26 protein-coding genes are annotated in these 23,539 nt (G+C 62.1%); 9 read left to right on the top strand and 17 right to left on the bottom strand.

Annotated features, from left to right (window positions below; all coding sequences use genetic code 11):
* Nucleotides 1-89: 89 nt before the first annotated feature.
* From lptE to BFQ04_RS18600, 4 genes are all read left to right on the top strand, one after another.
* Entirely contained in the window at nucleotides 90-695 is a 606-nt protein-coding gene (gene lptE / locus BFQ04_RS18615) for an LPS-assembly lipoprotein LptE (RefSeq protein ID WP_065952065.1), read from the top strand.
* A gap of 39 nt (nucleotides 696-734) precedes the next feature.
* Nucleotides 735-1,772: a DNA polymerase III subunit delta gene (holA, locus tag BFQ04_RS18610; protein ID WP_065952064.1), complete on the top strand. Its 1,038-nt coding sequence runs from the start codon at nucleotides 735-737 to the stop codon at nucleotides 1,770-1,772.
* Nucleotides 1,773-1,981: 209 nt separating this feature from the next.
* Nucleotides 1,982-2,146 (top strand): alternative ribosome rescue factor ArfA, encoded by a 165-nt coding sequence (gene arfA / locus BFQ04_RS18605; protein WP_065952063.1) that lies wholly within the window; start codon nucleotides 1,982-1,984, stop codon nucleotides 2,144-2,146.
* A gap of 62 nt (nucleotides 2,147-2,208) precedes the next feature.
* Nucleotides 2,209-3,534 carry a lytic murein transglycosylase gene (locus tag BFQ04_RS18600; RefSeq protein ID WP_065952062.1) on the top strand — a complete coding sequence of 442 codons (1,326 nt, stop codon included), beginning with the start codon at nucleotides 2,209-2,211 and terminating at the stop codon, nucleotides 3,532-3,534.
* A gap of 131 nt (nucleotides 3,535-3,665) precedes the next feature.
* On the opposite strand, the gene BFQ04_RS18595 is transcribed toward BFQ04_RS18600, so the two are convergent.
* From BFQ04_RS18595 to BFQ04_RS18535, 13 genes are all read right to left on the bottom strand, one after another.
* Nucleotides 3,666-4,586, bottom strand: coding sequence for a S66 peptidase family protein (locus BFQ04_RS18595; protein ID WP_065952061.1), 921 nt, complete (start codon nucleotides 4,584-4,586; stop codon nucleotides 3,666-3,668).
* 151 nt (nucleotides 4,587-4,737) lie between these two features.
* Nucleotides 4,738-5,739, bottom strand: a complete 1,002-nt coding sequence (gene lipA, locus BFQ04_RS18590; protein ID WP_162276339.1) for a lipoyl synthase — start codon at nucleotides 5,737-5,739, stop codon at nucleotides 4,738-4,740.
* Between the two features lie 25 nt (nucleotides 5,740-5,764).
* The gene (gene lipB / locus BFQ04_RS18585; RefSeq protein ID WP_065952060.1) at nucleotides 5,765-6,412 is read right to left on the bottom strand and encodes a lipoyl(octanoyl) transferase LipB; all 648 of its coding nucleotides are present in this window, start codon (nucleotides 6,410-6,412) and stop codon (nucleotides 5,765-5,767) included.
* Nucleotides 6,412-6,687, bottom strand: a complete 276-nt coding sequence (locus tag BFQ04_RS18580) for a DUF493 domain-containing protein (RefSeq protein WP_065886843.1) — start codon at nucleotides 6,685-6,687, stop codon at nucleotides 6,412-6,414. The genes lipB and BFQ04_RS18580 overlap by 1 nt, the downstream gene beginning before the upstream one ends.
* Nucleotides 6,688-6,771: 84 nt before the next feature.
* The gene (locus tag BFQ04_RS18575; protein WP_065952059.1) at nucleotides 6,772-7,929 is read right to left on the bottom strand and encodes a D-alanyl-D-alanine carboxypeptidase family protein; all 1,158 of its coding nucleotides are present in this window, start codon (nucleotides 7,927-7,929) and stop codon (nucleotides 6,772-6,774) included.
* Nucleotides 7,930-8,113: 184 nt separating this feature from the next.
* A complete protein-coding gene (locus BFQ04_RS18570) occupies nucleotides 8,114-9,118 on the bottom strand; it encodes a septal ring lytic transglycosylase RlpA family protein (protein ID WP_065952058.1) in 1,005 nt (334 codons plus the stop codon).
* Entirely contained in the window at nucleotides 9,118-10,128 is a 1,011-nt protein-coding gene (mltB, locus tag BFQ04_RS18565) for a lytic murein transglycosylase B (RefSeq protein WP_065952057.1), read from the bottom strand. Before mltB ends, BFQ04_RS18570 begins: the two co-directional genes overlap by 1 nt.
* A 17-nt stretch (nucleotides 10,129-10,145) precedes the next feature.
* Nucleotides 10,146-11,249 carry a rod shape-determining protein RodA gene (gene rodA, locus BFQ04_RS18560; RefSeq protein ID WP_065952056.1) on the bottom strand — a complete coding sequence of 368 codons (1,104 nt, stop codon included), beginning with the start codon at nucleotides 11,247-11,249 and terminating at the stop codon, nucleotides 10,146-10,148.
* A gap of 31 nt (nucleotides 11,250-11,280) precedes the next feature.
* Nucleotides 11,281-13,179, bottom strand: coding sequence for a penicillin-binding protein 2 (mrdA, locus tag BFQ04_RS18555; RefSeq protein ID WP_065952055.1), 1,899 nt, complete (start codon nucleotides 13,177-13,179; stop codon nucleotides 11,281-11,283).
* 15 nt (nucleotides 13,180-13,194) lie between these two features.
* Complete coding sequence (gene rlmH / locus BFQ04_RS18550; protein WP_003176297.1) at nucleotides 13,195-13,662, bottom strand: 23S rRNA (pseudouridine(1915)-N(3))-methyltransferase RlmH; 468 nt, start codon at nucleotides 13,660-13,662, stop codon at nucleotides 13,195-13,197.
* Nucleotides 13,663-13,671: 9 nt separating this feature from the next.
* The gene (gene rsfS, locus BFQ04_RS18545; RefSeq protein ID WP_003237041.1) at nucleotides 13,672-14,166 is read right to left on the bottom strand and encodes a ribosome silencing factor; all 495 of its coding nucleotides are present in this window, start codon (nucleotides 14,164-14,166) and stop codon (nucleotides 13,672-13,674) included.
* 69 nt (nucleotides 14,167-14,235) lie between these two features.
* Nucleotides 14,236-14,880 carry a nicotinate-nucleotide adenylyltransferase gene (nadD, locus tag BFQ04_RS18540; protein ID WP_065952054.1) on the bottom strand — a complete coding sequence of 215 codons (645 nt, stop codon included), beginning with the start codon at nucleotides 14,878-14,880 and terminating at the stop codon, nucleotides 14,236-14,238.
* Nucleotides 14,880-16,145 (bottom strand): glutamate-5-semialdehyde dehydrogenase, encoded by a 1,266-nt coding sequence (locus tag BFQ04_RS18535; RefSeq protein ID WP_065952053.1) that lies wholly within the window; start codon nucleotides 16,143-16,145, stop codon nucleotides 14,880-14,882. The genes nadD and BFQ04_RS18535 overlap by 1 nt, the downstream gene beginning before the upstream one ends.
* Nucleotides 16,146-16,320: 175 nt before the next feature.
* On the opposite strand from BFQ04_RS18535, the gene BFQ04_RS18530 reads away from it, so the two are divergent.
* Nucleotides 16,321-17,004, top strand: coding sequence for a DNA-3-methyladenine glycosylase (locus BFQ04_RS18530; protein WP_065952052.1), 684 nt, complete (start codon nucleotides 16,321-16,323; stop codon nucleotides 17,002-17,004).
* A 95-nt stretch (nucleotides 17,005-17,099) separates the two neighbouring features.
* On the top strand, nucleotides 17,100-18,416 hold the full coding sequence (locus BFQ04_RS18525) for a bifunctional DedA family/phosphatase PAP2 family protein (RefSeq protein WP_065952051.1): 1,317 nt from the start codon (nucleotides 17,100-17,102) through the stop codon (nucleotides 18,414-18,416).
* Here BFQ04_RS18525 and BFQ04_RS18520 read toward each other — a convergent pair.
* The 4 genes from BFQ04_RS18520 to BFQ04_RS18505 all read right to left on the bottom strand — a co-directional run bounded on the left by BFQ04_RS18520 (nucleotide 18,410) and on the right by BFQ04_RS18505 (nucleotide 20,405).
* Nucleotides 18,410-18,625, bottom strand: coding sequence for a hypothetical protein (locus BFQ04_RS18520; protein WP_065952214.1), 216 nt, complete (start codon nucleotides 18,623-18,625; stop codon nucleotides 18,410-18,412). The genes BFQ04_RS18525 and BFQ04_RS18520 overlap by 7 nt on opposite strands.
* Before the next feature lie 101 nt (nucleotides 18,626-18,726).
* A complete protein-coding gene (locus BFQ04_RS18515) occupies nucleotides 18,727-19,317 on the bottom strand; it encodes an LON peptidase substrate-binding domain-containing protein (RefSeq protein WP_065952050.1) in 591 nt (196 codons plus the stop codon).
* 21 nt (nucleotides 19,318-19,338) lie between these two features.
* Nucleotides 19,339-20,055, bottom strand: coding sequence for an LrgB family protein (locus BFQ04_RS18510; RefSeq protein WP_065952049.1), 717 nt, complete (start codon nucleotides 20,053-20,055; stop codon nucleotides 19,339-19,341).
* On the bottom strand, nucleotides 20,052-20,405 hold the full coding sequence (locus BFQ04_RS18505) for a CidA/LrgA family protein (protein WP_065952048.1): 354 nt from the start codon (nucleotides 20,403-20,405) through the stop codon (nucleotides 20,052-20,054). Before BFQ04_RS18505 ends, BFQ04_RS18510 begins: the two co-directional genes overlap by 4 nt.
* Before the next feature lie 180 nt (nucleotides 20,406-20,585).
* Here BFQ04_RS18505 and BFQ04_RS18500 point away from each other — a divergent pair, with 180 nt between their 5' ends.
* From BFQ04_RS18500 to BFQ04_RS18490, 3 genes are all read left to right on the top strand, one after another.
* A complete protein-coding gene (locus BFQ04_RS18500) occupies nucleotides 20,586-21,041 on the top strand; it encodes a MaoC family dehydratase (protein ID WP_065952047.1) in 456 nt (151 codons plus the stop codon).
* A 105-nt stretch (nucleotides 21,042-21,146) separates the two neighbouring features.
* The gene (locus BFQ04_RS18495) at nucleotides 21,147-22,865 is read left to right on the top strand and encodes a C13 family peptidase (protein ID WP_065952046.1); all 1,719 of its coding nucleotides are present in this window, start codon (nucleotides 21,147-21,149) and stop codon (nucleotides 22,863-22,865) included.
* A 29-nt stretch (nucleotides 22,866-22,894) separates the two neighbouring features.
* On the top strand, nucleotides 22,895-23,536 hold the full coding sequence (locus BFQ04_RS18490) for an oxidoreductase (RefSeq protein ID WP_065952045.1): 642 nt from the start codon (nucleotides 22,895-22,897) through the stop codon (nucleotides 23,534-23,536).
* Nucleotides 23,537-23,539 lie beyond the last annotated feature (3 nt).

The raw sequence follows: 23,539 nt of genomic DNA, 5'->3' as shown, positions 1-23,539 counted from the left end.
ATCGGATCGGGCGCAGGGCTTGAGCCCTGCGCCGAACTAAACCTTCAGGGCCTCGATAAGGCCCGCCTGGTTTCAAGGGGAGCAACAACATGATCAAACGCAATCTGCTGGTAATGGGCCTGGCCGTTCTGTTGAGCGCTTGCGGCTTCCAGCTGCGCGGCACCGGCACCAATGAATTGTCGCTCAAGGAACTCGACGTCAGCGCACGTAACGCCTATGGCGAAACCGTGACTCAGCTGCGCCAGAGCCTGGAAAACGCCGGCGTGCACGTCTATACCGGCGCTACCTACAAGCTGAACCTGGTCGATGAGCGCGAAACCCAGCGCAACATCAGCTACGCCAGTGCCGGCCGCGCGTCCGACATCGAGTTGGCCACCACCGTCAGCTTCGAAGTACAGGGCCGCGATAACTTGCCGCTGATGGGCGACAAGATCCAGGTGCAGAAAGTCGTGAGCCACGACGGCAACAACCTGGTGGGTTCGGATTCCGAGACACTCCAGGTCCGCAAGGAAATGCGTCGTGAGCTGGTTCAGCGCATGATGACTCGCCTGCAACTGCTCACCCCGGAAAAACTGGCGGAGTTGCAGCAGATCGCCGACAACAAGGCCAAGGCTGACGCCGATGCCCTGAAGGCTGCGCAAGAGTATGAAGACAACACGCCGAAACAGTCGCCTGTTGAAGTACCTGTCGAGTAAGCCAAACGGGGCGCTCCTGGCGCCCCGTTCGCCCTGCCTATGAAGCTCGCCCCCGCCCAACTCGCCAAACACCTGCAAGGTAGTCTCGCGCCTGTCTATATCGTCAGCGGCGATGACCCGTTGCTGTGTCAGGAAGCAGCCGACGCCATTCGCTCGGCGGCGCGCCAGCAAGGTTTCGATGAACGCCAGGTGTTCAGTGCCGACGCCAGTTTCGACTGGGGAACGCTGCTGCAAGCCGGCGCGAGCATGTCGCTGTTTGCCGAAAAACGCCTGCTGGAACTGCGCCTGCCCTCGGGCAAGCCGGGCGATAAAGGCGCGGCAGCGTTGATCGAATATTGCTCGCGCCCTGCTGAAGATACGGTGTTGCTGATCAGCCTGCCCAAGCTGGATGGCAGTGCGCAGAAAACCAAATGGGGCAAGGCGCTGGTGGAAGGCCCGCAGACCCAGTTCGTTCAGATCTGGCCGGTGGACAGCAGCCAGCTGCCGCAGTGGATTCGCCAACGCTTGTCACAGGCGGGGATGGCGGCCACGCAAGAGGCCGTCGAGCTGATCGCCGCCAGGGTCGAAGGCAACCTGCTTGCCGCCGCCCAGGAGATCGAAAAGCTCAAGCTGATGGCCGAAGAGGGGCAGATCACCGTCGAAACCGTGCAGGGCGCGGTGGCTGACAGTGCGCGCTTTGATGTTTTCGGGCTGGTGGACGCGATACTCAACGGTGAACCCGCTCACGCCCTGCGCATGCTCGAGGGGCTGCGTGGCGAGGGTGTGGAACCTCCGGTGATTCTCTGGGCCCTGGCCCGGGAACTGCGGGTACTGGCCAACATTGCCTTGCAATACAGCCAGGGCACGCCGCTGGACAAATGCTTCAGCCAGGCGCGGCCGCCGGTGTGGGACAAGCGCAAGCCCCTGATGAGCAAGGCCCTGCAACGGCACTCGGCGCAACGCTGGGCGCAACTGTTGCTGGAAGCGCAGCGCATCGATGCACAGATCAAGGGCCAGGCGGCCGGTTCGCCCTGGATGAGCTTGAGCCGCTTGTCGCTGCTGATGGCCGGCCAGCGCCTGGCGTTGCCTGCCGAGTAACCTGTCCATCAGCAACACCGCGCAACAATGTGGGAGGGGGCTTGCCCCCGATAGCGGTGGACCAGTCAATTCATCAGGTGACTGACACACCGCAATCGGGGGCAAGCCCCCTCCCACATTTTGATTGCGTTTACAATTTTCGGGCTTTACAGCATCGCTACTTAGGCAGATTATTTTCCCCGCTCCATCCATCCAGCGAGAGACCGACCATGAGCAAAAAGCCATCCAAGCATGGCCCGAACAAGGCCAAATCCATCATCGCCCAGCCACTGTTCCGCAGCCGTCAGGAACGCGCCGGCAAGGGCAAAGGCAGCTACCGCCGCGAAGCCTTCCAGTCTGACAGCTGGGAGGCTTCTTACTTTGTGGCTGCCTGAAGGCAAGCGCCCCTCTGGCATGATAAGGTCTGCACTGGATTTGTAACCCCCTGGACCTGTGCATGCCCTCTAGTCTTTCCCGTCGCTGGCACCTTCGCCAGTTGATTGCTGCCTCCAGCCTCATTCTGCTTGTCGCCTGCGCGGAAAAACCCACCGCCGCGGACGCTCAACCCCTGCCCGCGCTCAAGACCGCACCGACCGTCGCGCCTGCCGTCGTGGCGCCGCTGGCGGTGGACAACCTGAACATCCAACCGACCCAGACCTTCGCCGAATGGCAGGCCGGGTTCCGTGCACAGGCCCTGCAAGCCGGGATCACGGCGCAAGTCTTCGATAACGCCTTCGCCGGCGTCAGCCCGGACATGGCCGTGATTCGCGCCGACCGCAGCCAGCCGGAGTTTTCCCGTCCGGTGTGGGAATACATCGATGGCGCGCTGTCGCCGCTGCGCGTGCGCAACGGCCAGGCGTTGCTGGTCAAGTACGCCGATATCCTGCAGCGCATCGAGGAGCGTTACGGCGTTGATCGCCAGGCACTGGTCTCGGTGTGGGGCATGGAAAGCAACTTCGGTCAGTTCCAGGGCAATAACTCGGTGATCCGCTCCCTCGCGACCCTGGCCTATGAAGGCCGCCGCCCGGCGTTTGCACAGGCGCAACTGCTGGCGGCGTTGCAGATCATCCAGCACGGCGATATCCCGGCCGACCAGATGAAAGGTTCCTGGGCCGGTGCGATGGGCCAGACCCAATTCATCCCCACCACCTACAACACCCACGCGGTGGATTTCGACGGTGACGGTCGCCGCGATATCTGGAACAGCCCGGGTGACGCCCTCGCCTCCACCGCCCATTACCTGCAAAGCTCCGGGTGGCAGAAAGGCCAGCCGTGGGGCGTCGAGGTGCAGCAACTGCCCTCGGGCTTCGACTATTCCCTGGCCGATGGTGGCATTCGCAAGACCGTCGCCGAATGGCTCAAACTGGGCATCCAACTGCCGCCCGGCGTGAGCCTGCCGGCCAACGTCGAGCAGCTGTCCGCCGCCCTGCTGCTGCCGGCCGGCTACCGTGGCCCGGCATTCCTGGTGCTGGATAACTTCCGTGCGATCCTCAAGTACAACAACTCGTCGTCCTATGCGCTGGCCGTTGGCCTGCTGTCGGAGCGCTTTGGTGGCGGTGGGGTGATTCGCGGGAGCTGGCCAAAGGATGAGCTGCCGCTGAGCCGCTCGCAACGTATCGACCTGCAGACGGCGCTCAGCGCCAAAGGCTATGACGCGGGCAATGCCGACGGGATCATCGGCGCCAACACACGCAAGGCGATTCGGGCGGCGCAGCAAGCGTTGGGCTGGCCGGCGGATGGGTATCCGACGGTGAAGTTGCTGGAGGCGGTGCAGGGCCTATAGATTGGCGTATGGCGACTACCGTCATCGGGGGCAAGCCCCCTCCCACATTTGACTGCATTCCAAAGGGTGTACAGGGTCCAATTGTGGGAGGGGGCTTGCCCCCGATTGCGGTTTAGCAGTCGACGATTATTTCAAGGGTTGAACACCACATCCTGCTCCAACACCACCCACTGTTCCCCCGCATCCAACCGCACCAGCGCGCCCATCGGCAGCGTCAGGTTCGGGTCGCAATGCCCGCTGCGCCAACCAGCCAGCACCGGAACGCACAGCGGTTCTAAGGTCTGTTTCAACAGTCGTTCAAGCGCCACCTGATCCACACCGGCCACATCCCCCACCAACACTCCCGCAATCTGATCCAGTTTGCCCGCCAGGCGCAGATGCGTCAGCAAGCGGTCGATGCGATAGAGCGGCTCGTTGACGTCCTCGATAAACAGGATGATGCCTTCAGCGTCAATTTCATAAGCGGTGCCCATCACCGCCGCAATCATCGATAAGTTACCGCCCAGCAAGCGCCCGCAGGCGATGCCTGGCTCGATCGTGGTCAAAGGGTAGGCCACCGGGTGCGCGAGCACACTGCCGGCGCCCAACTGGCCGCGCAACAGGCTGAACAGCGAGGACTCGGTAGGGGGTTGCTTGTCACCGAGCAGGTCTGCATTGAGCATCGGCCCGTGGAATGTGACGAAGCCGGCATAGCGGTTGATGGCCAGGTGCAAGGCGGTGATATCGCTGTAGCCGACGAAAGGCTTGGGGTTGGCGCGCAGCAGGTCGAAGTCCAGTGCATCAAGTAAACGTGGCGAACCGTAGCCGCCGCGCAGGCAGAAGATGGCATCGATTTCGGGGTCGGCGAAGGCGGCGTGAAGGTCGTTCAGACGCACTTGATCGCTGCCGGCCAGGTAGCCGTCGCGTTCATACACACCGGGGAAAATTCGCAGTTCATAGCCACGGGTGCGCATCCATTGCCCGGCTTTTTCGACGTCCAGCGCAGCAGGACCGGCGGGGGCGATCAGGCCAATGGTGCCTTCGAGGCGCAATGCAGGTACGGCAGCAGTCATGCACAATTCTCCCTAATATGACGCATAACGAAATGTGGGAGGGGGCTTGCCCCCGATGGCGATGTATCAGTCACTCATGTATTGACTGTCACACCGCAATCGGGGGCAAGCCCCCTCCCACATCGGACCTGCGGTGTTGCACAGGCCTGTGTTACGAAACCAGGCTCGCCTTGACCAGCTTGGCCTGCTCATCGGCGTGATACGAAGACCGTACCAGCGGGCCCGATGCGACGTTCTTGAAGCCCATCTTGTAACCTTCCTCGGCGAACCAGGCGAAGGTGTCCGGGTGCACGAAACGTTGCACCGGCAAGTGGCTGCGGGACGGTTGCAGGTATTGGCCCAGGGTCAGCATGTCAATGTCATGCTCGCGCATGCGCTTCATGACTTCGATGACTTCTTCGTCGGTTTCGCCCAGGCCCAGCATCAGGCCGGACTTGGTCGGAATGTGCGGCATCATCTGCTTGAACTTCTGCAGCAGGGTCAGCGACCACTGGTAATCCGAACCCGGACGCGCAGCCTTGTACAGGCGCGGCACGGTTTCCAGGTTGTGGTTGAACACATCTGGCGGCTCGGCGGCGGTGATTTCCAGCGCCACGTCCATGCGACCGCGGTAGTCGGGCACCAGGGTTTCGAGCATCACGTTGGGCGACAGCTTGCGGATTTCGCGAATGCAGTCGGCAAAGTGCTGGGCGCCGCCGTCACGCAAGTCGTCACGGTCGACCGAGGTGATCACCACGTATTTGAGTTTCAGGTCGGCGATGGCGATGGCCAGGCTTTGCGGCTCGTTGACGTCCAGCGGCTTCGGCCGGCCGTGGCCCACGTCGCAGAACGGGCAACGACGGGTGCAGATGTCACCCATGATCATGAAGGTGGCAGTACCGCCGGAGAAGCATTCACCCAGGTTCGGGCACGACGCTTCTTCGCACACGCTGTGCAGCTTGTGTTTGCGCAGCAGCGCCTTGATACGGTCGACTTCCGGCGAGACCGGGATACGCACGCGAATCCAGTCAGGCTTTTTCGGCAGTTCGGTGGTCGGAATGATCTTCACCGGGATGCGTGCAACCTTCTCGGCGCCGCGCAGCTTGACGCCGGCTTCCACCTTGGCACGCGGGGCCGGGGCTGGACGCTCGGTGATGTCCAGCGTCGGGATCATGGTTTGCACAACATCAGTAGTCATATCAATCGATTCCGCCCGTCAGGGTCGTCTGCTCAGCATAGTCGAGGTGTTTGACGAGCTGCGCGCGCAGCCGGGCACTTACCTCGGCAAATTCTATGGGTGTTGCATGGTCGCTCAACTGGGTCATCGCCAGCCCCGCATAACCGCACGGGTTGATCCGTCGGAACGGGGCCAGGTCCATGTCCACATTCAGGGCCAGGCCATGAAAGGAACAACCGTGCCGGATACGCAATCCGAGGGAGGCGATTTTCGCGCCATCCACATACACACCTGGTGCATCGGGCTTGGCCGCGGCGGTCACGCCGTAACTGGCCAGCAGCTCGATCAGGCAAGCCTCCATGCGGCTGACCAGATCACGTACACCAAACCCCAACTTGCGCACATCCAGCAACAGGTAGGCAACCAGTTGGCCAGGCCCATGGTAAGTCACTTGACCCCCTCGGTCGACCTGCACCACCGGAATATCACCCGGCAGCAGCAGATGCTCAGCCTTGCCGGCCTGGCCCTGGGTGAACACCGGCGGGTGCTCGACCAGCCAGATTTCATCCGCTGCCGCGCTGCCGCGCTCGTTGGTGAAGCGCTGCATGGCGTGCCAGACGGGCTCGTAGTCCATCCGGCCGAGTTCGCGAACGCCCAGGACGTGCGACATCACAGCACCATGTGCACGAAGCCGGTAGCCCGCAGTTCGCTGTTGATGTTGTAGAGCTGGTCCTGATCCGTCGCAACGATGTGCAACTGGATCGTCGTGTACTTACCCGTGGAGCTGGAACGTTCGTCCACACGGTTGTCGTTGATCGTCGCGTGTTTGCGCACAATCTCAAGAATTGTGTCTTTGCGACCTACGCCGGTATCGCTGATCACCTTGATGGGATAATCCGTCACCGGGAATTCGATCTTTGGCGCCTTTACTTCTTTATCGGTCATGGCAGAACGGCCTCGTAAGCGGTAAGCCGTGGCGACGGCAAAGCCCCGCGTCGGATCAACGCGGGGCTTTGCAGGTGCACACAATCAGTTGAACAAGCCGTAGAAGAATAGACGGATGCTATCCCACACGCGGCGGAAGATACCACCTTCGTCGACGGCGTCCAGTGCGATCAGGTCGGCGCTGTGCACCACCTTGTCGTCCAGCTTGACTTCAACCTTACCGATCACATCACCCTTGGCGATTGGCGCAACCAGTTGCGGGTTCAGGGTCATGCTGGCAGCGAGCTTTTTCAGCTGGCCTTTAGGCATGGTCAGGGTCAGGTCATCGGCCAGGCCGGCCTTGACCTGGGAGGTCGCGCCCTTCCATACCGGTGCGGTCGCAAGCTCGGTGCCCTTCTGGTAGAAGGTCTGGGTTTCGAAGAAGCGGAAGCCGTAGGTCAGCAGTTTTTGCGTCTCGGCCGCACGGGCCTGCTCGCTGTTGGTGCCGAAGACCACGGCGATCAGGCGCTGGCCATCACGTACGGCGGACGACACCATGCAGTAGCCGGCTTCGTCGGTGTGACCGGTTTTCAGGCCGTCGACGGTCTTGTCGCGCCACAGCAACAGGTTGCGGTTAGGCTGCTTGATGTTGTTCCAGAAGAACTCCTTCTGGGAGTAGATCGCGTAGTGCACCGGGTCGACACGGATGATCGCGCGGGCCAGGATTGCCATGTCGTGAGCCGACGAATAATGCTCCGGGTTCGGCAGGCCGGTCGGGTTCATGAAGTGGCTGTTGGTCATGCCCAGGTCGCCGGCCGTCTTGTTCATCATGTCGGCGAACGCATCTTCGCTGCCGGCGATGTGTTCGGCCAGGGCTACGCTGGCGTCGTTGCCGGACTGGATGATGATGCCGTGCAGCAGGTCGCTGACCGTGACTTGCGAGCCGACCTTGATGAACATCCGCGAACCACCGGTACGCCAGGCGTTTTCGCTGACGGTCACCGGATCGTTCTCGCCGATCTGGCCGCGACGGATTTCCAGGGTCGCGATGTAGGCGGTCATCAGCTTGGTCAGGCTGGCAGGCGGCAGACGCACGTCACCACCGTTTTCGACCAGCACGTTGCCACTGGCGGCATCCATGAGGACCCAGGCCTTGGCGGCCAGTTGCGGGGAAGCCGGCACCATCTCAACCGCCCAGGCGGCCGGGGTGATGATCAGCGAGATAAGCAGGCACGTACGTTTGGCTAAGGTGGTGATGTTCATCCGTCTCTCGAAATTGCTTATGGAAACTTGCCCTCGCGGGCAAAACTATTCAGACAGCCCGCTTCCAGACTGTCACGTGTTCGGTTGCCCGCTCACCCCTTGCCCCTGGGTTTTTATTGTTCAACGAGCCAACAACCAGGGCCCGGGCACGCGCACGCGCCTGAACCTTCAATCCTGTATTGCCTTATTCCGCGGTCACTACGCTGGGTTGCCCCAGGTTAGCCAGGCGCACGCTGTTCTGCACTTGCGCAACTTCGCTCGGCGAGCCGATCGGCCCCATGCGCACACGGTGCAGGGTCTGCTGGTTACGCACGATGGAGCTGATGAACACCGGCGCGCTGACCATGCCGCTGAGCTTGGACCTTAACAGTTCTGCCGCATCCGGGTTGGCGAAAGCGCCCACCTGCAGGTACTGCCCGCCCACCTTGGAGGCACCGGGCGCCGCATGGGGCACGACCACGGTGTCCGGAGCATGCTGCGCCGGCGGCGGTGTCCATTGTTCGATCTTGCCGGTCGACGCCGTCACTTGCGGTTGCGGGGTTTGCGGCTCGTTGAGCATCAACGGCGCCGGCTTGCCACGCTGGGCCCAGTACTGCGCCGGGTCGATGCCTTCGACTTTCACCCGTGCGGTACCGATTTCGGCGTAACCGAGTTTCTTCGCAGCGGCATAGGAGAGGTCGATGATCCGGTCCGAATAGAACGGCCCACGGTCGTTGACCCGCAGGATCACGGTGCGGTTGTTGTCCAGGTTGGTCACGCGCACGTAGCTGGGCAGCGGCAGGGTCTTGTGCGCCGCACTCATGCCGTACAGGTCATACACTTCGCCGTTGGCGGTGTTCTGGCCGTGGAACTTGGTGCCGTACCAGGACGCCGTGCCCGACTGCACGTAGGTCCTGGATTCCTGCAGCGGGAAGTAATTCTTGCCCAGCACGGTATAGGGGTTGGCCTTGTAGGGGCCGGAGTGCAGGGTGGGCGTGGCATCCGGGATCTTGGACACATCCACATCCCACCACGGCGCGCCGTCTTTGTGCGCACGGTTGATGTCCAGGCCCGGCTGGGCGCGAACCACCGCGCCGCCGGCCTTCTTGGCTGGCGCTCGATTCGGCGTCGTGGAGCAACTGGCGACCAGCAGGGACAACGCGGCGAACGCCACCAGCTTGAGCGGTTTTTTGAACGGCGATACCCGCATTACTTGTTGCCCCGTGCTTGAACCAGCTCGTCTGACAGCTGATGCACGGCCATGGCGTACATCACACTGCGGTTATAACGCGTGATTGCGTAGAAATTCTTCAGGCCCATCCAGTATTCCGGGCCATTTTCACCTTCGAGGCGGAACGCCGTCACCGGCATATCATCGCGTGGCGCATTCTGACTCGACCAGCCCAGCGCTCGCAACTCCCCGACGGTCTTCACCGGGTCGATACCCTGGGTCAGGCCTTCATCGGCGCGCTCGCCCGTCACATCGGCGCGGACCACCACCGGTTCTCCGCCCACCCAGCCGTGACGCTTGAAGTAGCTGGCCACGCTGCCGATGGCATCGTCGGGGTTGCTCCAGATATTGATATGCCCGTCGCCGTCGAAATCCACCGCATAGGCGCGAAAGCTGCTCGGCATGAACTGCGGCAAGCCCATCGCTCCGGCGTACGAGCCCTTGAGGGTCATCGGGTCGACCTGTTCTTCGCGGGCCAGCAGCAGGAATTCGCGCAGCTCCTTGCGGAAGAACTCGGCGCGCGGCGGGTAATCGAAGCCCAGGGTCGACAACGCGTCGATCACACGGTAACTGCCGGTGTTGCGCCCGTAGAAGGTTTCAATGCCGATGATCGCGACGATGACCTGGGCCGGCACGCCGTATTCCTGCTCGGCGCGGGCCAATACCGCCTCGTGCTGGCGCCAGAAGTCCACGCCCCGGGCCACGCGGGCGTCGGTGAGGAACATCGGGCGATATTCCTTCCACTGCTTGACCCGCTCGGCAGGGCGCGAGATGGCGTCGAGGATCGCCTGCTTCTTGCGGGCTTCGCGAAACACGCCCATCAGCTGTTCACCGGCGAAACCGTAGTCGCGGGTCATCTCACCGACGAATTCGGCGACCTGAGGTGAGCCATCGTAGTCACCGGCCTGGGCCTCCTGCGTGGCGCCCAGCAGCCCAATCAGGCCCATCCAGGACGCATGCCGAGTGGCCCAGCCGCGCATTACTTGCATTGACATCTTCACCTTATTCAAACCTGAGCGATCCATTTGCGATGCGTATGAATCGACATCAAAACCCCAAACGCTGACAGCAATGTCACCAGCGAAGTTCCGCCGTAGCTAATGAATGGCAACGGCACCCCAACCACCGGCAGCAGGCCACTGACCATACCGATGTTGACGAAAACATAAACAAAAAACGTCATGGTCAGACTGCCGGCCAGCAACTTGCCGAACAGCGTCTGCGCCTGTGCGGTAATCACCAGCCCGCGCCCGATCAACAGCAAATAGATCAGCAGCAGCGCACAAATGCCTACCAGGCCGAACTCTTCGCCCATCACCGCGATAATGAAGTCGGTGTGGCTTTCGGGCAAAAAGTCCAGGTGCGATTGGGTACCCAGCAGCCAGCCCTTGCCGAACACGCCGCCGGAGCCGATGGCGGCCTTGGACTGGATGATGTTCCAGCCCGTACCCAGCGGGTCGCTTTCGGGGTCGAGGAACGTCAGGATCCGCTGCTTCTGGTAGTCGTGCATAAAGAAGAACCACATGGCCACCGCCACCGGCACGGCAGCGGCCAGCACGCTGAGAATCCAGCGCCAGCGCAGGCCGCCCATGAACAGCACGAACGCGCCGCCCGCCAGGATCAGCAACGAAGTGCCGAGGTCCGGCTGGCGCACGATAAGAATGAACGGCACGCCGATCAGGACCAGGCTGATCCCCACATGCTTGAGCTGTGGCGGCAAGGTGCGCTTGGACAGGTACCAGGCGATGGTGGCCGGCATCAGGATCTTCATGAATTCCGACGGCTGGAAGCGAATCACCCCCGGAATGTTGATCCAGCGGGTCGCGCCCATGGCGTTGTGACCCATCACGTCCACCACCACCAGCAGCAGCACTCCGGCGACATAACCCAGCGGCACCCAGCGCGCCATGAAACGCGGCTCGAGCTGGGCGATCACCACCATCGACAACAGGCCCAGGCCGAATGACGACGCTTGCTTGATCAGCAGGTCCCAGTTCTTGCCGCTGGCCGAATACAGCACGAACAGACTGCCAGCCGCCAGTATCAGCAGCAGCACCAGCAACGGGCCATCAATGTGCATGCGTTGCAGCAACGTCGCACGGCGACGCATCACATCTTCACTGGAGAGGATGCGGTCAAAATTACTCTTCACGGGCCGTAACCTCGGGGCTTGAAGGGGGGCCGCCATATTCGGGCTTGAGCTTGCCGTCGGGGGCCAGCAGCCAGGCATCCATGATCTGGCGCACCACAGGCGCGGCCACACCGGAGCCGGACTCGCCGTTCTCCACCATCACCGCCACCACGATTTTCGGGTCATCGGCAGGGGCAAAGCCGACAAACAAGGCGTGGTCGCGGTGGCGCTCCTGCACCTTGGAGCGGTCATATTTTTCACCCTGCTTGATCGCGACCACCTGAGCGGTACCGCTCTTGCCGGCGATGCGGTATTGCGCGCCGAGCGCCGCCTTGCGTGCGGTGCCGCGAGCGCCATGCATCACCTGCTGCATGCCGTGATTGACCTTGGCCCAGTCGGACGGGTCGCGCAGCACGATGTCGGGGATCGGGTTCTCATCCACCGGTTTCTCACCTTCGATGGTCCTGGCCAGGTGCGGCCGGTTCCACACGCCCTTGTTCGCCACCAGCGCCGTTGCCTGGGCCAGTTGCAGCGGGGTGGCCTGCATATAGCCCTGGCCGATGCCGAGGATCAGGGTTTCGCCGGGGAACCACGCCTGGCGGCGCGTCGCGCGCTTCCATTCGCGCGACGGCATCAGGCCGGGAGACTCTTCGAACATGTCCAGGGAGACCTTCTGACCGAGGCCGAACTTGCCCATGTAGGCCGCCAGGCGATCGATCCCCAGCTTGTGGGCCAGGTCATAAAAGTAGGTGTCGTTGGAGCGCATGATGGCGGTATCCAGGTCGACATAGCCGTCACCGGAGCGGTTCCAGTTACGGTATTTGTGATCGTAGTTGGGCAGCATGTAATAGCCGGGGTCATAGACCCGGCTCGACGCGGTGACCACCCCTGAATCCAGGCCGGCAATCGCCACCGCCGGCTTGATGGTCGACCCCGGTGGATACAGGCCGCGCAGCACCCGGTTGAACAGCGGCCGGTCGATGGAGTCGCGCAACTCGGCGTAGGCCTTGAAGCTGATACCGGTCACGAACAGGTTGGGGTCGAAACTCGGCTGGCTGACCATGGCCAGGACTTCGCCAGTCTTCGGGTCCAGCGCCACCACCGCACCGCGACGACCGCCCAGCGCCATTTCGGCGGCTTCCTGCAACTTGATGTCCAGGCTCAGCACGATGTCCTTGCCCGGCAATGGGTCAGTGCGCTTGAGCACGCGCAGCACGCGGCCACGGGCGTTGGTCTCGACCTCTTCGTAACCCACCTGGCCGTGCAGTTCGGGCTCGTAGAAACGCTCGATGCCGGTTTTGCCGATGTGATGGGTGCCGCTGTAATTGACCGGATCGAGGCTTTTCAGCTCTTTCTCGTTGATGCGCCCCATATAGCCGACCGAGTGGGCAAAGTGCGGCCCCTGCGGGTAATGCCGCACCAACTGCGCCACCACTTCCACGCCGGGCAGGCGGAACTGGTTCACTGCGATCCGCGCGATCTGCTCTTCGTTGAGCTCGAACAGGATCGGCACCGGCTCGAAAGGCCGGCGCCCCTGCTTCATGCGCTTCTCGAAAATCCCCCGGTCTTCCGGCGTCAGCTGCAGCACTTCGACAATCACATCAAGCACTTGCTGCCAGTCGCCGGAACGCTCGCGGGTCATGCTCAGGCTGAAGCTGGGCCGGTTATCCGCCACCACCACGCCATTGCGGTCGAAAATCAGCCCACGGGTCGGCGGGATCGGCTGCACATGCACCCGATTGTTTTCCGACAAGGTGGAGTGATACTCGTACTGTATCACCTGCAGGTAATACAGACGGGCGATCAGCACACCAATCAATGCCACCACCATGATCGCGCCAAACACCACGCGCGCGCGTACAAGACGTGCGTCCTTCTCGTGGTCCTTGATGCGGATTGGCTGGGTCATCGACAATGGCGCAGATTATTTGTGATAAGGGTGCCCGGACAGAACTGTCCAGGCGCGATACAGCTGTTCACCGATCAGGATCCTTACCAACGGGTGCGGCAGCGTGAGCGCCGACAGCGACCAGCGCTGATCGGCCCGCGCACAGACTTCCGGCGCCAGCCCCTCGGGACCGCCGACCATGAAGTTGACGGTGCGCGAATCCAGGCGCCAGCGGTCCAGTTCCACCGCCAACTGCTCGGTGCTCCAGGGCTTGCCGTGCACTTCAAGAGTGACGATGCGCTCGTTGGGGCCGACCTTGGCCAACATGGCTTCGCCTTCCTGACGGATAAAGCGCGCCACGTCGGCGTTCTTGCCCCGGGTATTGAGCGGTATTTCCACCAGCTCAAGCGAAAGCTCGGCAGGCAGGCGCTTGGCATACTCGTGCCAGCCCTCTTCCACCCACTTGGGCATGCGTGAACCGACAGCGATCAGACGCAGGCGCACAGCCGTTCCTTATTCCTGGTCTTTGTTGAGCTTGTCGAAGTGCGCATGGCCCACTTCCGGGCTGTGGTGCTTGCCATCGGCGGCACGGCTCTGCTCGGCGCCTTTCCACAGACGCTCCAGGTCGTAGAACTGACGGGCGTTGGAGGTCATCATGTGCACGATCACGTCGTCCATGTCCAGCAGCACCCAGTCGCTGTCGCCCTTGCCTTCTTCACCCAGCGGCTTCACGCCCTGGGCTTTGACGGCTTCGCGCACCTTGTCCAGCATCGCGCCGATCTGGCGGTTGGAGGTACCGGTGGCGATGATCATGTAGTCGGTGATGCTCTGCTTGTCGCGTACGTCCAGCACCTGGATGTCCTGGGCTTTCACGTCTTCCAGGGCCGCCACGGCGACTTTTACCAGCTCTTCGCCAGCCAGTTCCGGGCCAACGTGGGCTTCTACCGGCAGCGGTGCGCTTTTGAAGGTGCCTTTGCGCTTAACTTTGCTTACGTCTTTGTTCGTCATATAAAACTCGTTTTGCTCGTATGTTCGGGCGCTCGCTGCACGATGGTGCGTAGCGACAAGCGCGCCTTTTCAGTTCGACGCACGGTAAAGCCCGTGCGCATCGATGTAGGCCAGGACCGCGTCAGGCACCAGGAAACGTACCGACTTACCGCTGGCCAGCAGTTGACGGATCTGGGTGGCGGACACCGCAAGCGGGGTCTGCCAGACGAATGCAATATTCCCGTTCGGCCCGGTCAGGGCCAAGGGGTCACTTACCGACCGCGCAGCCAGCAGGTTGCGCAAGGCATCCGGCGGTTCGCTGTCGGCATCCGGGCGTTGCAGAACCAGGATGTGGCAATGCTGGAGGAGTTCCTCCCAGCGGTGCCAAGAGGGCAGGCCGCAAAATGCGTCCCAGCCCAAAAGCAGAAACAACTGGTCATCGGCGGCCAACTCGGCGCGCATCAGCTCCAGGGTATCGACAGTGTAGGACGGTTTATCGCGCTTGAGCTCGCGATCATCCATCACCAGTGGTGCTATGCCCTCCACCGCAACGCGCACCATTTCCAGGCGCTGCTGCGCGGACACCTGCGGCGTATCGCGGTGGGGCGGCCGGAAATTGGGCATCAGGCGCAATTCATCCAACGCCAGGGCATCCGCGACTTCCAGGGCACTGCGCAAATGGCCGATGTGCACGGGGTCGAAAGTACCGCCGAGCAGCCCGATGCGTTTAGCCATCAAGTGCGCACGTGACCGTCGCCGAACACCACGTACTTCTCGCTGGTCAGGCCTTCCAGGCCGACCGGGCCGCGTGCGTGGAGCTTGTCGGTGGAAATGCCGATTTCCGCCCCCAGGCCGTACTCGAAACCATCGGCAAAGCGCGTCGAGGCATTGATCATCACCGAAGCGGAATCCACTTCATTGAGGAAACGCCGGGCATCGCTGAAATGCTCGGAGACGATGGCGTCGGTGTGCTTGGAGCCGTAGGTATTGATGTGTTCGATGGCCTGGTCCAGGTCGTCGACAATGCGGATCGACAGGATCGGCGCCGTGTATTCGGTGTACCAGTCCTGCTCGGTTGCCTCGATCACGTCCGCGCCCAGCAGCGCACGGGTACGCTCGCAACCGCGCAACTCCACGCCCTTGTCGCGGTAGATGGCGGCCAGCGGCGGCAGCACGCGCTCGGCAATGCCGGCGTGCACCAGCAGGGTTTCCATGGTGTTGCACGGCGCGTAGCGATGGGTCTTGGCGTTGTCGGCGATGCGGATCGCCTTGTCGAGGTCGGCGGCGATGTCGATAAAGACGTGGCACACGCCGTCCAGGTGCTTGATCACCGGCACCTTGGCGTCGCGGCTGACGCGCTCGATCAGGCTCTTGCCACCACGGGGCACGATCACGTCAACGAACTCGGGCATGGTAATCAGCGCGCCAACCGCTGCGCGGTCGGTGGTTTCCACCACTTGCACCACCTCGGCGGGCAACTCGGCCACGGCCAGGCCCTGCTGGATGCAGGCCGCGATGGCACGGTTGGAATGGATCGCCTCGGAACCGCCGCGCAGGATGGTGGCGTTGCCCGACTTCAGACACAGGCTCGCGGCGTCGATGGTCACGTTCGGACGCGACTCGTAGATGATGCCGATCACGCCCAGGGGGACGCGCATCTTGCCGACCTGAATGCCGGACGGCAGGTAACGCATATCGCGAATTTCACCGATGGGGTCAGGCAACTTGGCCACCTGACGCAAGCCTTCGATCATGTCGTCGATACGCGCCGGGGTCAGTGCCAGACGATCCAGCAGGGCCGGTTCCAGGCCATTGGCGCGGCCGTTGGCCAGGTCCTGGTCGTTGGCGGCGGCCAACTCGGAGCGCGCAGCATCCAGAGCATCGGCGGCGGCCAGCAGGGCACGGTTCTTCTGCGCAGTGCTCGCACGGGCGATCAACCGCGAGGCCTGACGGGCAGCGCGACCCAGGCGGGTCATGTAGTCAAGAACGGACTCAGTCATGGGTCAGGAAGTCTTGGCAAAGAGGAAAGCGGCAGATTATAGCTGTGACGCCGCCTGACTGACAGCGGTGAGGGGCGGATGGTCGAAATGAACTGTAAAAACCTGGGGTTCAGCGGTAATTAAGGTGAGAGTTGTTATGATTCCGTCACATTTAGCCGTAATAACCCTGAACGTTATGCCCACAATGACGCCCGAACGCCCCACCCGCGCCCTCCCCGACAGCTTCTTCGACCGTGACGCCCAGTTGCTCGCGCAAGAACTGCTGGGAAAAGTCATTCGCCATCGTGTCGGCGAAACCTGGCTTTGCGCGCGCATTATCGAAACCGAAGCCTATTACGTGGCCGAAAAAGGCAGTCACGCTTCACTCGGCTACACAGAAAAGCGTAAGGCTTTGTTTCTGGATGGTGGGCATATCTACATGTACTACGCCCGTGGCGGTGATTCGCTGAACTTCAGCGCCCATGGCCCGGGCAATGCCGTGCTGATCAAATCGGCCTATCCCTGGGTCGATGAGGTGTCCGGGCCGGCGAGCCTGGCGCAAATGCTGTTGAACAACCCCAACCCCGACGGTAGCCCGCGCTCCTCGCAGAAACTCTGTGCGGGCCAGACGCTGCTGTGCAAGGCGCTGGGCCTGAAGGTGCCGATGTGGGATGCCAAGCGCTTCGATCAGGAACAGTTGTATGTCGAGGACGTGGGCCAGGTGCCCACGCAGATTATCCAGACCACACGGCTGGGCATTCCCAGTGGACGCGATGAGCATTTGATGTACCGCTTCGTCGATGCTGGCTATGCGCCTTATTGCACACGGAACCCGCTGCGGCGCGGGCAGGTCGAAGGCCGCGATTATTTTTTGATCTGAACAGACTGAACCGGCTGGAATCGATACCTGTCGTACAGAGATTTTAATGTGGGAGGGGGCAAGCGCCCCCTCCCACACTTGATGGAGTGGATTGTATGGGCCAATGGCTCGATAGCATTACCGGCTGGCTGACCCTCAACCCACAATGGCTGGCGGCGGCGGTGTTTATCGTCGCGTGCGTGGAATGCCTGGCCATCGCCGGGCTGATCGTGCCGGGCACGGTGCTGCTGTTTGCGATTGCCGCGCTCGCCGGCAGCGGCGCGCTGTCGTTGAGTGACACCCTGCTGCTGGGCTTCCTTGGCGGTTTATTGGGCGACGGGGTTTCCTACTACCTGGGCCGACATTTCCATCAGAATATCCGGCGTCTGCCCGGCCTGCGTCACCATCCGGAGTGGATGGATGGCGCGCAAACCTACTTCCATAAGTACGGCATCGCCAGCCTGCTGGTCGGGCGTTTCATCGGCCCGTTGCGCCCCATGCTGCCAATGGTCGCCGGCATGTGCGACATGCCGTTCCCGCGCTTCGCGATCGTGAGCGTTATCGCGGCGGCGGGTTGGTCAGTGGCTTATCTGTTGCCGGGCTGGGCTGCCGGTGCTGCGTTCCGCCTGCCCCTGCCCGAAGGTTTCTGGCCGGAAGCGGCGATTGTCGCGGCCTGCCTGGCAGCACTGCTGGGGCTGAGCTTGAACAGCAGCTTGCGCGGCCATCGTCGAGCCACCCTGTGGACCGGCTGCGCCAGCCTGACGTTGCTGGTCGCGCTGTTTATCGGCTACCCGCATCTCAACGATTTCGACCAGGGCCTGAGCGCATTGGTGCAGGAGCATCGCAGCCCGTGGCTCGACGAGGTGATGGTGCGGATCACCCAGTTGGGCGAATTCAAGAAAATGTTCGTCGCCAGCGCGGTGTTTACCGGCCTGTTGTTGCTGGCGCGACAGTGGCGTCATGCCATATTCGTCGGCGCCACGCTGGCGGGCGCCGCCGTGATCAATACCGGCACCAAGCTCTTCTTCGCACGCGGGCGCCCGGAGATCCTGACCGACCCCCTTACCAGTTTCAGCATGCCCAGCGGCCATGCCTCCGGCGCGTTTGCGTTATTCCTGGCCCTGGCGGTACTGGCCGGCCGAGGCCAACCCACGCGACTGCGCCTGACCTGGCTGCTGCTGGGCTGCATACCTGCCGCGTTCATCGCGTTGTCGCGGGTCTACCTGGGCGCTCACTGGCCTACGGATATCCTGGCCGGTACGCTCTTGGCCATGAGCGTGTGCGCATTGAGCCTCACCCTTATTCAATACCGCAGCCCGTTGCCGCCGATGACGCAAAAAGCCTGGTGGCTGGTCTTGCCCGTGGTGGTGGCGGTGCTCGGCTTTATCGCGTTTACCGGCACGTCCCACGCGCTGCTCAGGTACGCCTACTGACCTTTGGCCGGGCCAATCCAGTCCACCGACGCGCTGCGACGTTCAACACAACGCTCGCGTCGTTCCAGCAGCATTTCATCGGCAATGTCGGCGGCGTGCTCGGCGATGTATTGCGCGCCCCGCGTGGGATCGTGCTGGAGCAGGTGGGTGGTCACGCTGACAAAATACGCGTCCCAGGCGACTTGTTCCGAGGGTGTCAGCTGAAGCATGGTCATCTCCGATCATTGGGGTGTGATCGGAAAATAGTGCGGGTCGGGGGCCCAGGAAGCGACCAAACAAAGTCTGAAAACCCGCCAGGAAAGTCCGAAGTTCAGGTGAACAATTCACCTTGCAATTCATCCAGCAACATCTGGATCGCATCCAGCCGCTGCTGCGGATCGTCGAGTTGCAACAGGTCGACTTTATCCGCCTCGGTGAACGGCAGCAGATACGCCAACTGATGACTCAGGGCCTGCTGGCCCTCGGCATGGGCGTCCATATCCAGCGCAGCGACCATCGGGTGCTCGGCCAATGCCTGCAGCAGCGCCAGCAGGTCGGCATCTTCTTCTTCCAGCGGCTGGTCCGGCAGCTCTTCCAGCCATTGCACCTCGGCCACCAGCAACTGGTCCTTCTGCACCTGGGCATCGCGCACGCGAAAACGCCGCCCGCCCTCGACGCGAATCCCCAGCAGGCCGTTATCCTGTTGTTTAAAGTCGCGGATCAGCGCTTCGCAGCCGATCAGCGCATAGCCATCCGGGGCCAGGCCGACTTCCTTGCCATCGAGAATGCACACCACACCGAAGCTTTCGCCCTTTTTCATGCAGCGACTGATCATGTCCAGGTAACGCGCCTCGAACAGTTGCAAATCGAGGGTGCAACCAGGGAACAGCACGGTGTTGAGTGGAAACAGCGCCAGACTCATAAAGGTTTCCTTAAACCCGGTTTAAACGATCACCGACACAGCCAGCGGCAGAAACACTGCCGTGGCCACGCCCATCAAACTCATGGCCAGCGCCGCAAAGGCGCCGCATTCTTCGCTTTCCTGCAGGGCCACCGAGGTGCCGACAGCGTGGGCCGTCATGCCCAGGGCCATGCCGCGCGCCTCGGGGCTGTAGACACCCAGGCGCGACAGGAACGCCGGGCCGATCATCGCGCCGGCCACCCCGGTGATCAGCACGAACACGGCGGCCAATGCCGCCACCCCACCGATCTGCTCGGCCACCAACATCGCAATCGGCGACGTCACCGACTTGGGCGCCATGGTCATCAGCACCCTGTGCTCGGCACCGAACCACCAGCCCAACAACACGCACAGGCCGGTGGCCAACACCCCGCCTATCACCAGCGTAGTAAAAATCGGCCAGAACAATTGGCGAATCCGTCGCAGGTTCAGGTAAAGCGGCACCGCCAGGGCCACCGTCGCCGGCCCCAGCAGAACGCCCATGATCTCGGTGCTCTTGCGGTATTCGGCGTAGCTCAGGCCGCAGATCAGCAGCACGCCAATTACCAGCAACATGGAGACCAGCACCGGCTGCAGGAAAATCCAGCGGGTTTTCTCGAAAGCCGCCAGTACCAGCTGATAGGCGCCCAGGGTAATGCCGATACCGAACAACGGGTGATGAATGACGGCCACCCAGGCGCCCTGCCAGTCGAACATCATTGATTCTTCTCCTTGCGCCGGACCATCTGTTCCATCAGCACGCCGACAACCCCCATCGCGATGACCAGCGACAGCACCAGCGCGCCGACGATGGCCCAGAAGTCGGCAACGATGTCCTTGGCATACACCATCACGCCCACGGCCGGCGGCACCAGCAGCAACGGCAAATACCGCAGCAGGCTGCCGGCCGCCAGGCTCAGCGGCTCGCTGACTTCGCCGCGCCAGATCAGGAAGCCGAGCATCAGCAGCAGGCCGATGATCGGCCCCGGCAATACCGGCAACAGCAGATGATTGAGCGCAGTGCCAATCAATTGAAACAGCACCAGCCAGGTCAGGCCACGTAACAGCATCCTCTCTGCCCCCTCAAAGTTCGTGCGCATTATAAGCACGCCCGCCCTATGCTCCGGCATTCGCCAAAAGCATGTTGGGTTGACCGGGCCGATTGCCCATGATGATCTACATTGGTTCTCTGTACCCCATAGAAACCCCTCGTCAGCGGGGATAAAAATGATGAACCCGGGAGAAACGCAATGCCCTGTGTACCTGTAGCGCAGCTCAAAGATTATGTCGGCAAGGAACTGGGACGTTCCGAATGGCTCACCATCGACCAGGCCCGCATCAACCTGTTCGCAGAGGCCACCGGCGATCATCAGTTTATCCACGTAGACCCGGTCAAGGCGGCGCAAACCCCGTTCGGCAGCACCATCGCCCATGGGTTCCTGTCGCTGTCGCTGATGCCCAAGCTGATGGAGGACATCCTGATCATGCCCGAGGGCCTGAAAATGGCAATCAACTATGGCCTGGACAGCGTGCGCTTCATACAGCCGGTGAAGGTCGACTCCAAGGTGCGCCTGAACGTCACCCTCACCGACGTCCACGAGAAAAAACCTGGCCAGTGGCTGTTCAAGGCCACCGCCACCCTGGAAATCGAAGGTCAGGAAAAACCGGCTTACATCGCTGAGTCATTGTCACTCTGCTTCGTGTAGGACGTTGCCTGTGGCGAGGCCACAAACCTTGCCACAGTGTATGTAAATTTATGTATGAAACGCGCAGCTGCGGCATACTCGGCGCTCAATTATCCGGATCCCGCTATGCGCCCACTCGCTCCCCTTGCCCTTGCCCTGTTGCTCACCGCTTGCGGAGATGGCGAATCGCTGTTGCCGCCCGATGCGCGCCTGCCCGATGGCGGCCGCTACCGGGGCGATGTGGTCAACGGCTTGCTGCAAGGCCAGGGGCGCGTCGACTACCCCAACGGCAGTTGGTACGCCGGCGAGTTCGATAACGGCCAGTGGCACGGGCAGGGCGAATGGCATGGCAGCAACGGCGAAGTCTACAAGGGCCAATTCAAGCAAGGCCTGTTTGACGGCCAGGGCAGCCTGACCACGGCGGGCAGCAGCTACGTGGGCGGCTTCAAGAACGGTCGACGCAACGGCGAAGGCACCCTCAAAGAAGGGCAGATGACCTATCGCGGCGAGTTCAAGGACGACCAGTATTCCGGCCTCGGGCGCCTGGAGCTGGCCGACGGCAGCCAATACCAGGGCCAATTCGCCCACGGCAAACCCAATGGCGAAGGCCAGCGCAACGACGACAGCGGCAATCAGTTCAGCGGTCACTTCGTCGATGGCCAGCTGGAAGGCAATGGCACGTTCAACAGCGCGGATGGCGATATCTACGTCGGCCAGTTCAAACAGAACCAGCTCAACGGCAAGGGACGCTATGAAAACGCCGATGGCGACGTCTGGATCGGCCAGTTCAAGGAAGGCGCGCTGAGCGGCAAAGGCGAACTGATCGGCGTCGATGGCAGCCATTACGTCGGCCAGTTCAGCGACTGGCGCTTCAGCGGTGAAGGTCGCCTGAACCTTACCGATGGCAGCTTCTATATCGGCGGTTTTGACAGCGACAGCTACCAGGGCCGCGGCACACTGGTGCTGACCGACGGTACGGTACAGGCCGGCACCTGGGTCAACGGCATGCGCGTGCGCGACGCCGAAGGCAAGCTGCTGCCCGACCCACTGGAAATCGGCGTATTGGCCCAGGGCCACTTGCTGGCCGAGGCCCTCGCCGCCGTCCCCGCGTCCACGCCTGCCGTCGAGCTTTACACCCTGGCGCTGGCCGGCGACGGCAAGCAAAGCGTGTTCCTGCGCGAAGCCGATTACGTCAGCAACATGCTCGCCACCCGCTTCGGTGCCCATGGGCAGATTCGCCTGGTCAACCACCGCGACCATATTGCCGACCGGCCAATGGCCACCCGCGAAAACCTGCGCCGGGCCGTACAAACCCTGGCCGAACGCAGCGGGCCGGAAGACCTGGTGTTCATCTATATGACCAGCCACGGCACCCACGAACACGAACTGGTGCTCGACCAGCCGCGCATGGAACTGGCCGACCTGCCGGCCGATGAGCTGGCCGCCGTGCTCGCGCCACTGAAAAACCGCGACAAGATCATCGTGATTTCCGCCTGCTACTCCGGCGGCTTCATCCCGGCATTGAAAGATGAGCGCACGTTGATCATGACCGCCTCGCGCGCTGATCGCGTGTCGTTCGGCTGTTCGGAAGAGGCGGACTTTACCTACTTCGGCGATGCCCTTTTCGCACAGGCTTTCAACCAAACGGACGATTTGCAACAGGCCTTCAAACTGGCACAACTGCACGTGGCCGAGCGCGAACAGGCGGACAACTTCGAAGCCTCCGAACCGCAGATCTGGGCCCCCAAGGGCGTGATCGCCCACTGGCAATTATTACGTAAACAGCAGGCACGAAAGGCGCTCGAAAGCGTCTCAATGAATAGCAAGGAAGCCAAAGGCAACTAAGCTGTAACGTGTAACAAGGGGGAAACACCATGTACCTGACACCGCAGCATATCTTACTGGCCGGCGCTTCCGGCCTCACTGGCGAACACTTGCTGGACCGCCTGCTCAACGAACCCACCGTAACCCGCGTGCTGGCACCGAGCCGCAAATCACTGGCCGAACACCCACGCTTGGAAAACCCGGTAGGCGACCCGGCAGTGTTGCTGCCCCAGTTGAGCGGCCAGGTGGATATCGCCTTCTGCTGTTTGGGTACCACAATCAAGAAGGCCGGTTCCGAAGCGGCGTTCCGTGCGGTCGACCTGGACATGGTGGTGGCCTTCGCCAGGCGCGCTCGGGAACTGGGCGCACGGCACCTGATCGTGATCAGTGCGATTGGCGCCGACCCGAAATCCTCGGTGTTCTACAACCGCGTCAAAGGGGAAATGGAACAGGCATTGAGAGCCCAGGATTGGCCGCAACTGACCATCGTGCGGCCATCATTATTGTTGGGGGAACGACTCGAACCTCGGCTGGCCGAACAACTGGCCGGGCCGCTGTCTCGGTTGATTCCGGGCAAGTACCACGGTATCGAAGTGTGCGAACTGGCCCGCGCCATGTGGCGTCTGGCGCTGGAAGAGCAGGATGGCGTGCGGGTGGTGGAGTCGGATGAGCTGCGCAAGCTCGGTAAATAAATA

Origin of the sequence: Pseudomonas sp. 37 R 15, assembly GCF_900004865.1 — a bacterium.
Taxonomy (GTDB): domain Bacteria; phylum Pseudomonadota; class Gammaproteobacteria; order Pseudomonadales; family Pseudomonadaceae; genus Aquipseudomonas; species Aquipseudomonas fluorescens_AM.
Note: the sequence above shows the minus strand (reverse complement) of the source record. Positions and strands in the feature narration are given on the sequence as shown.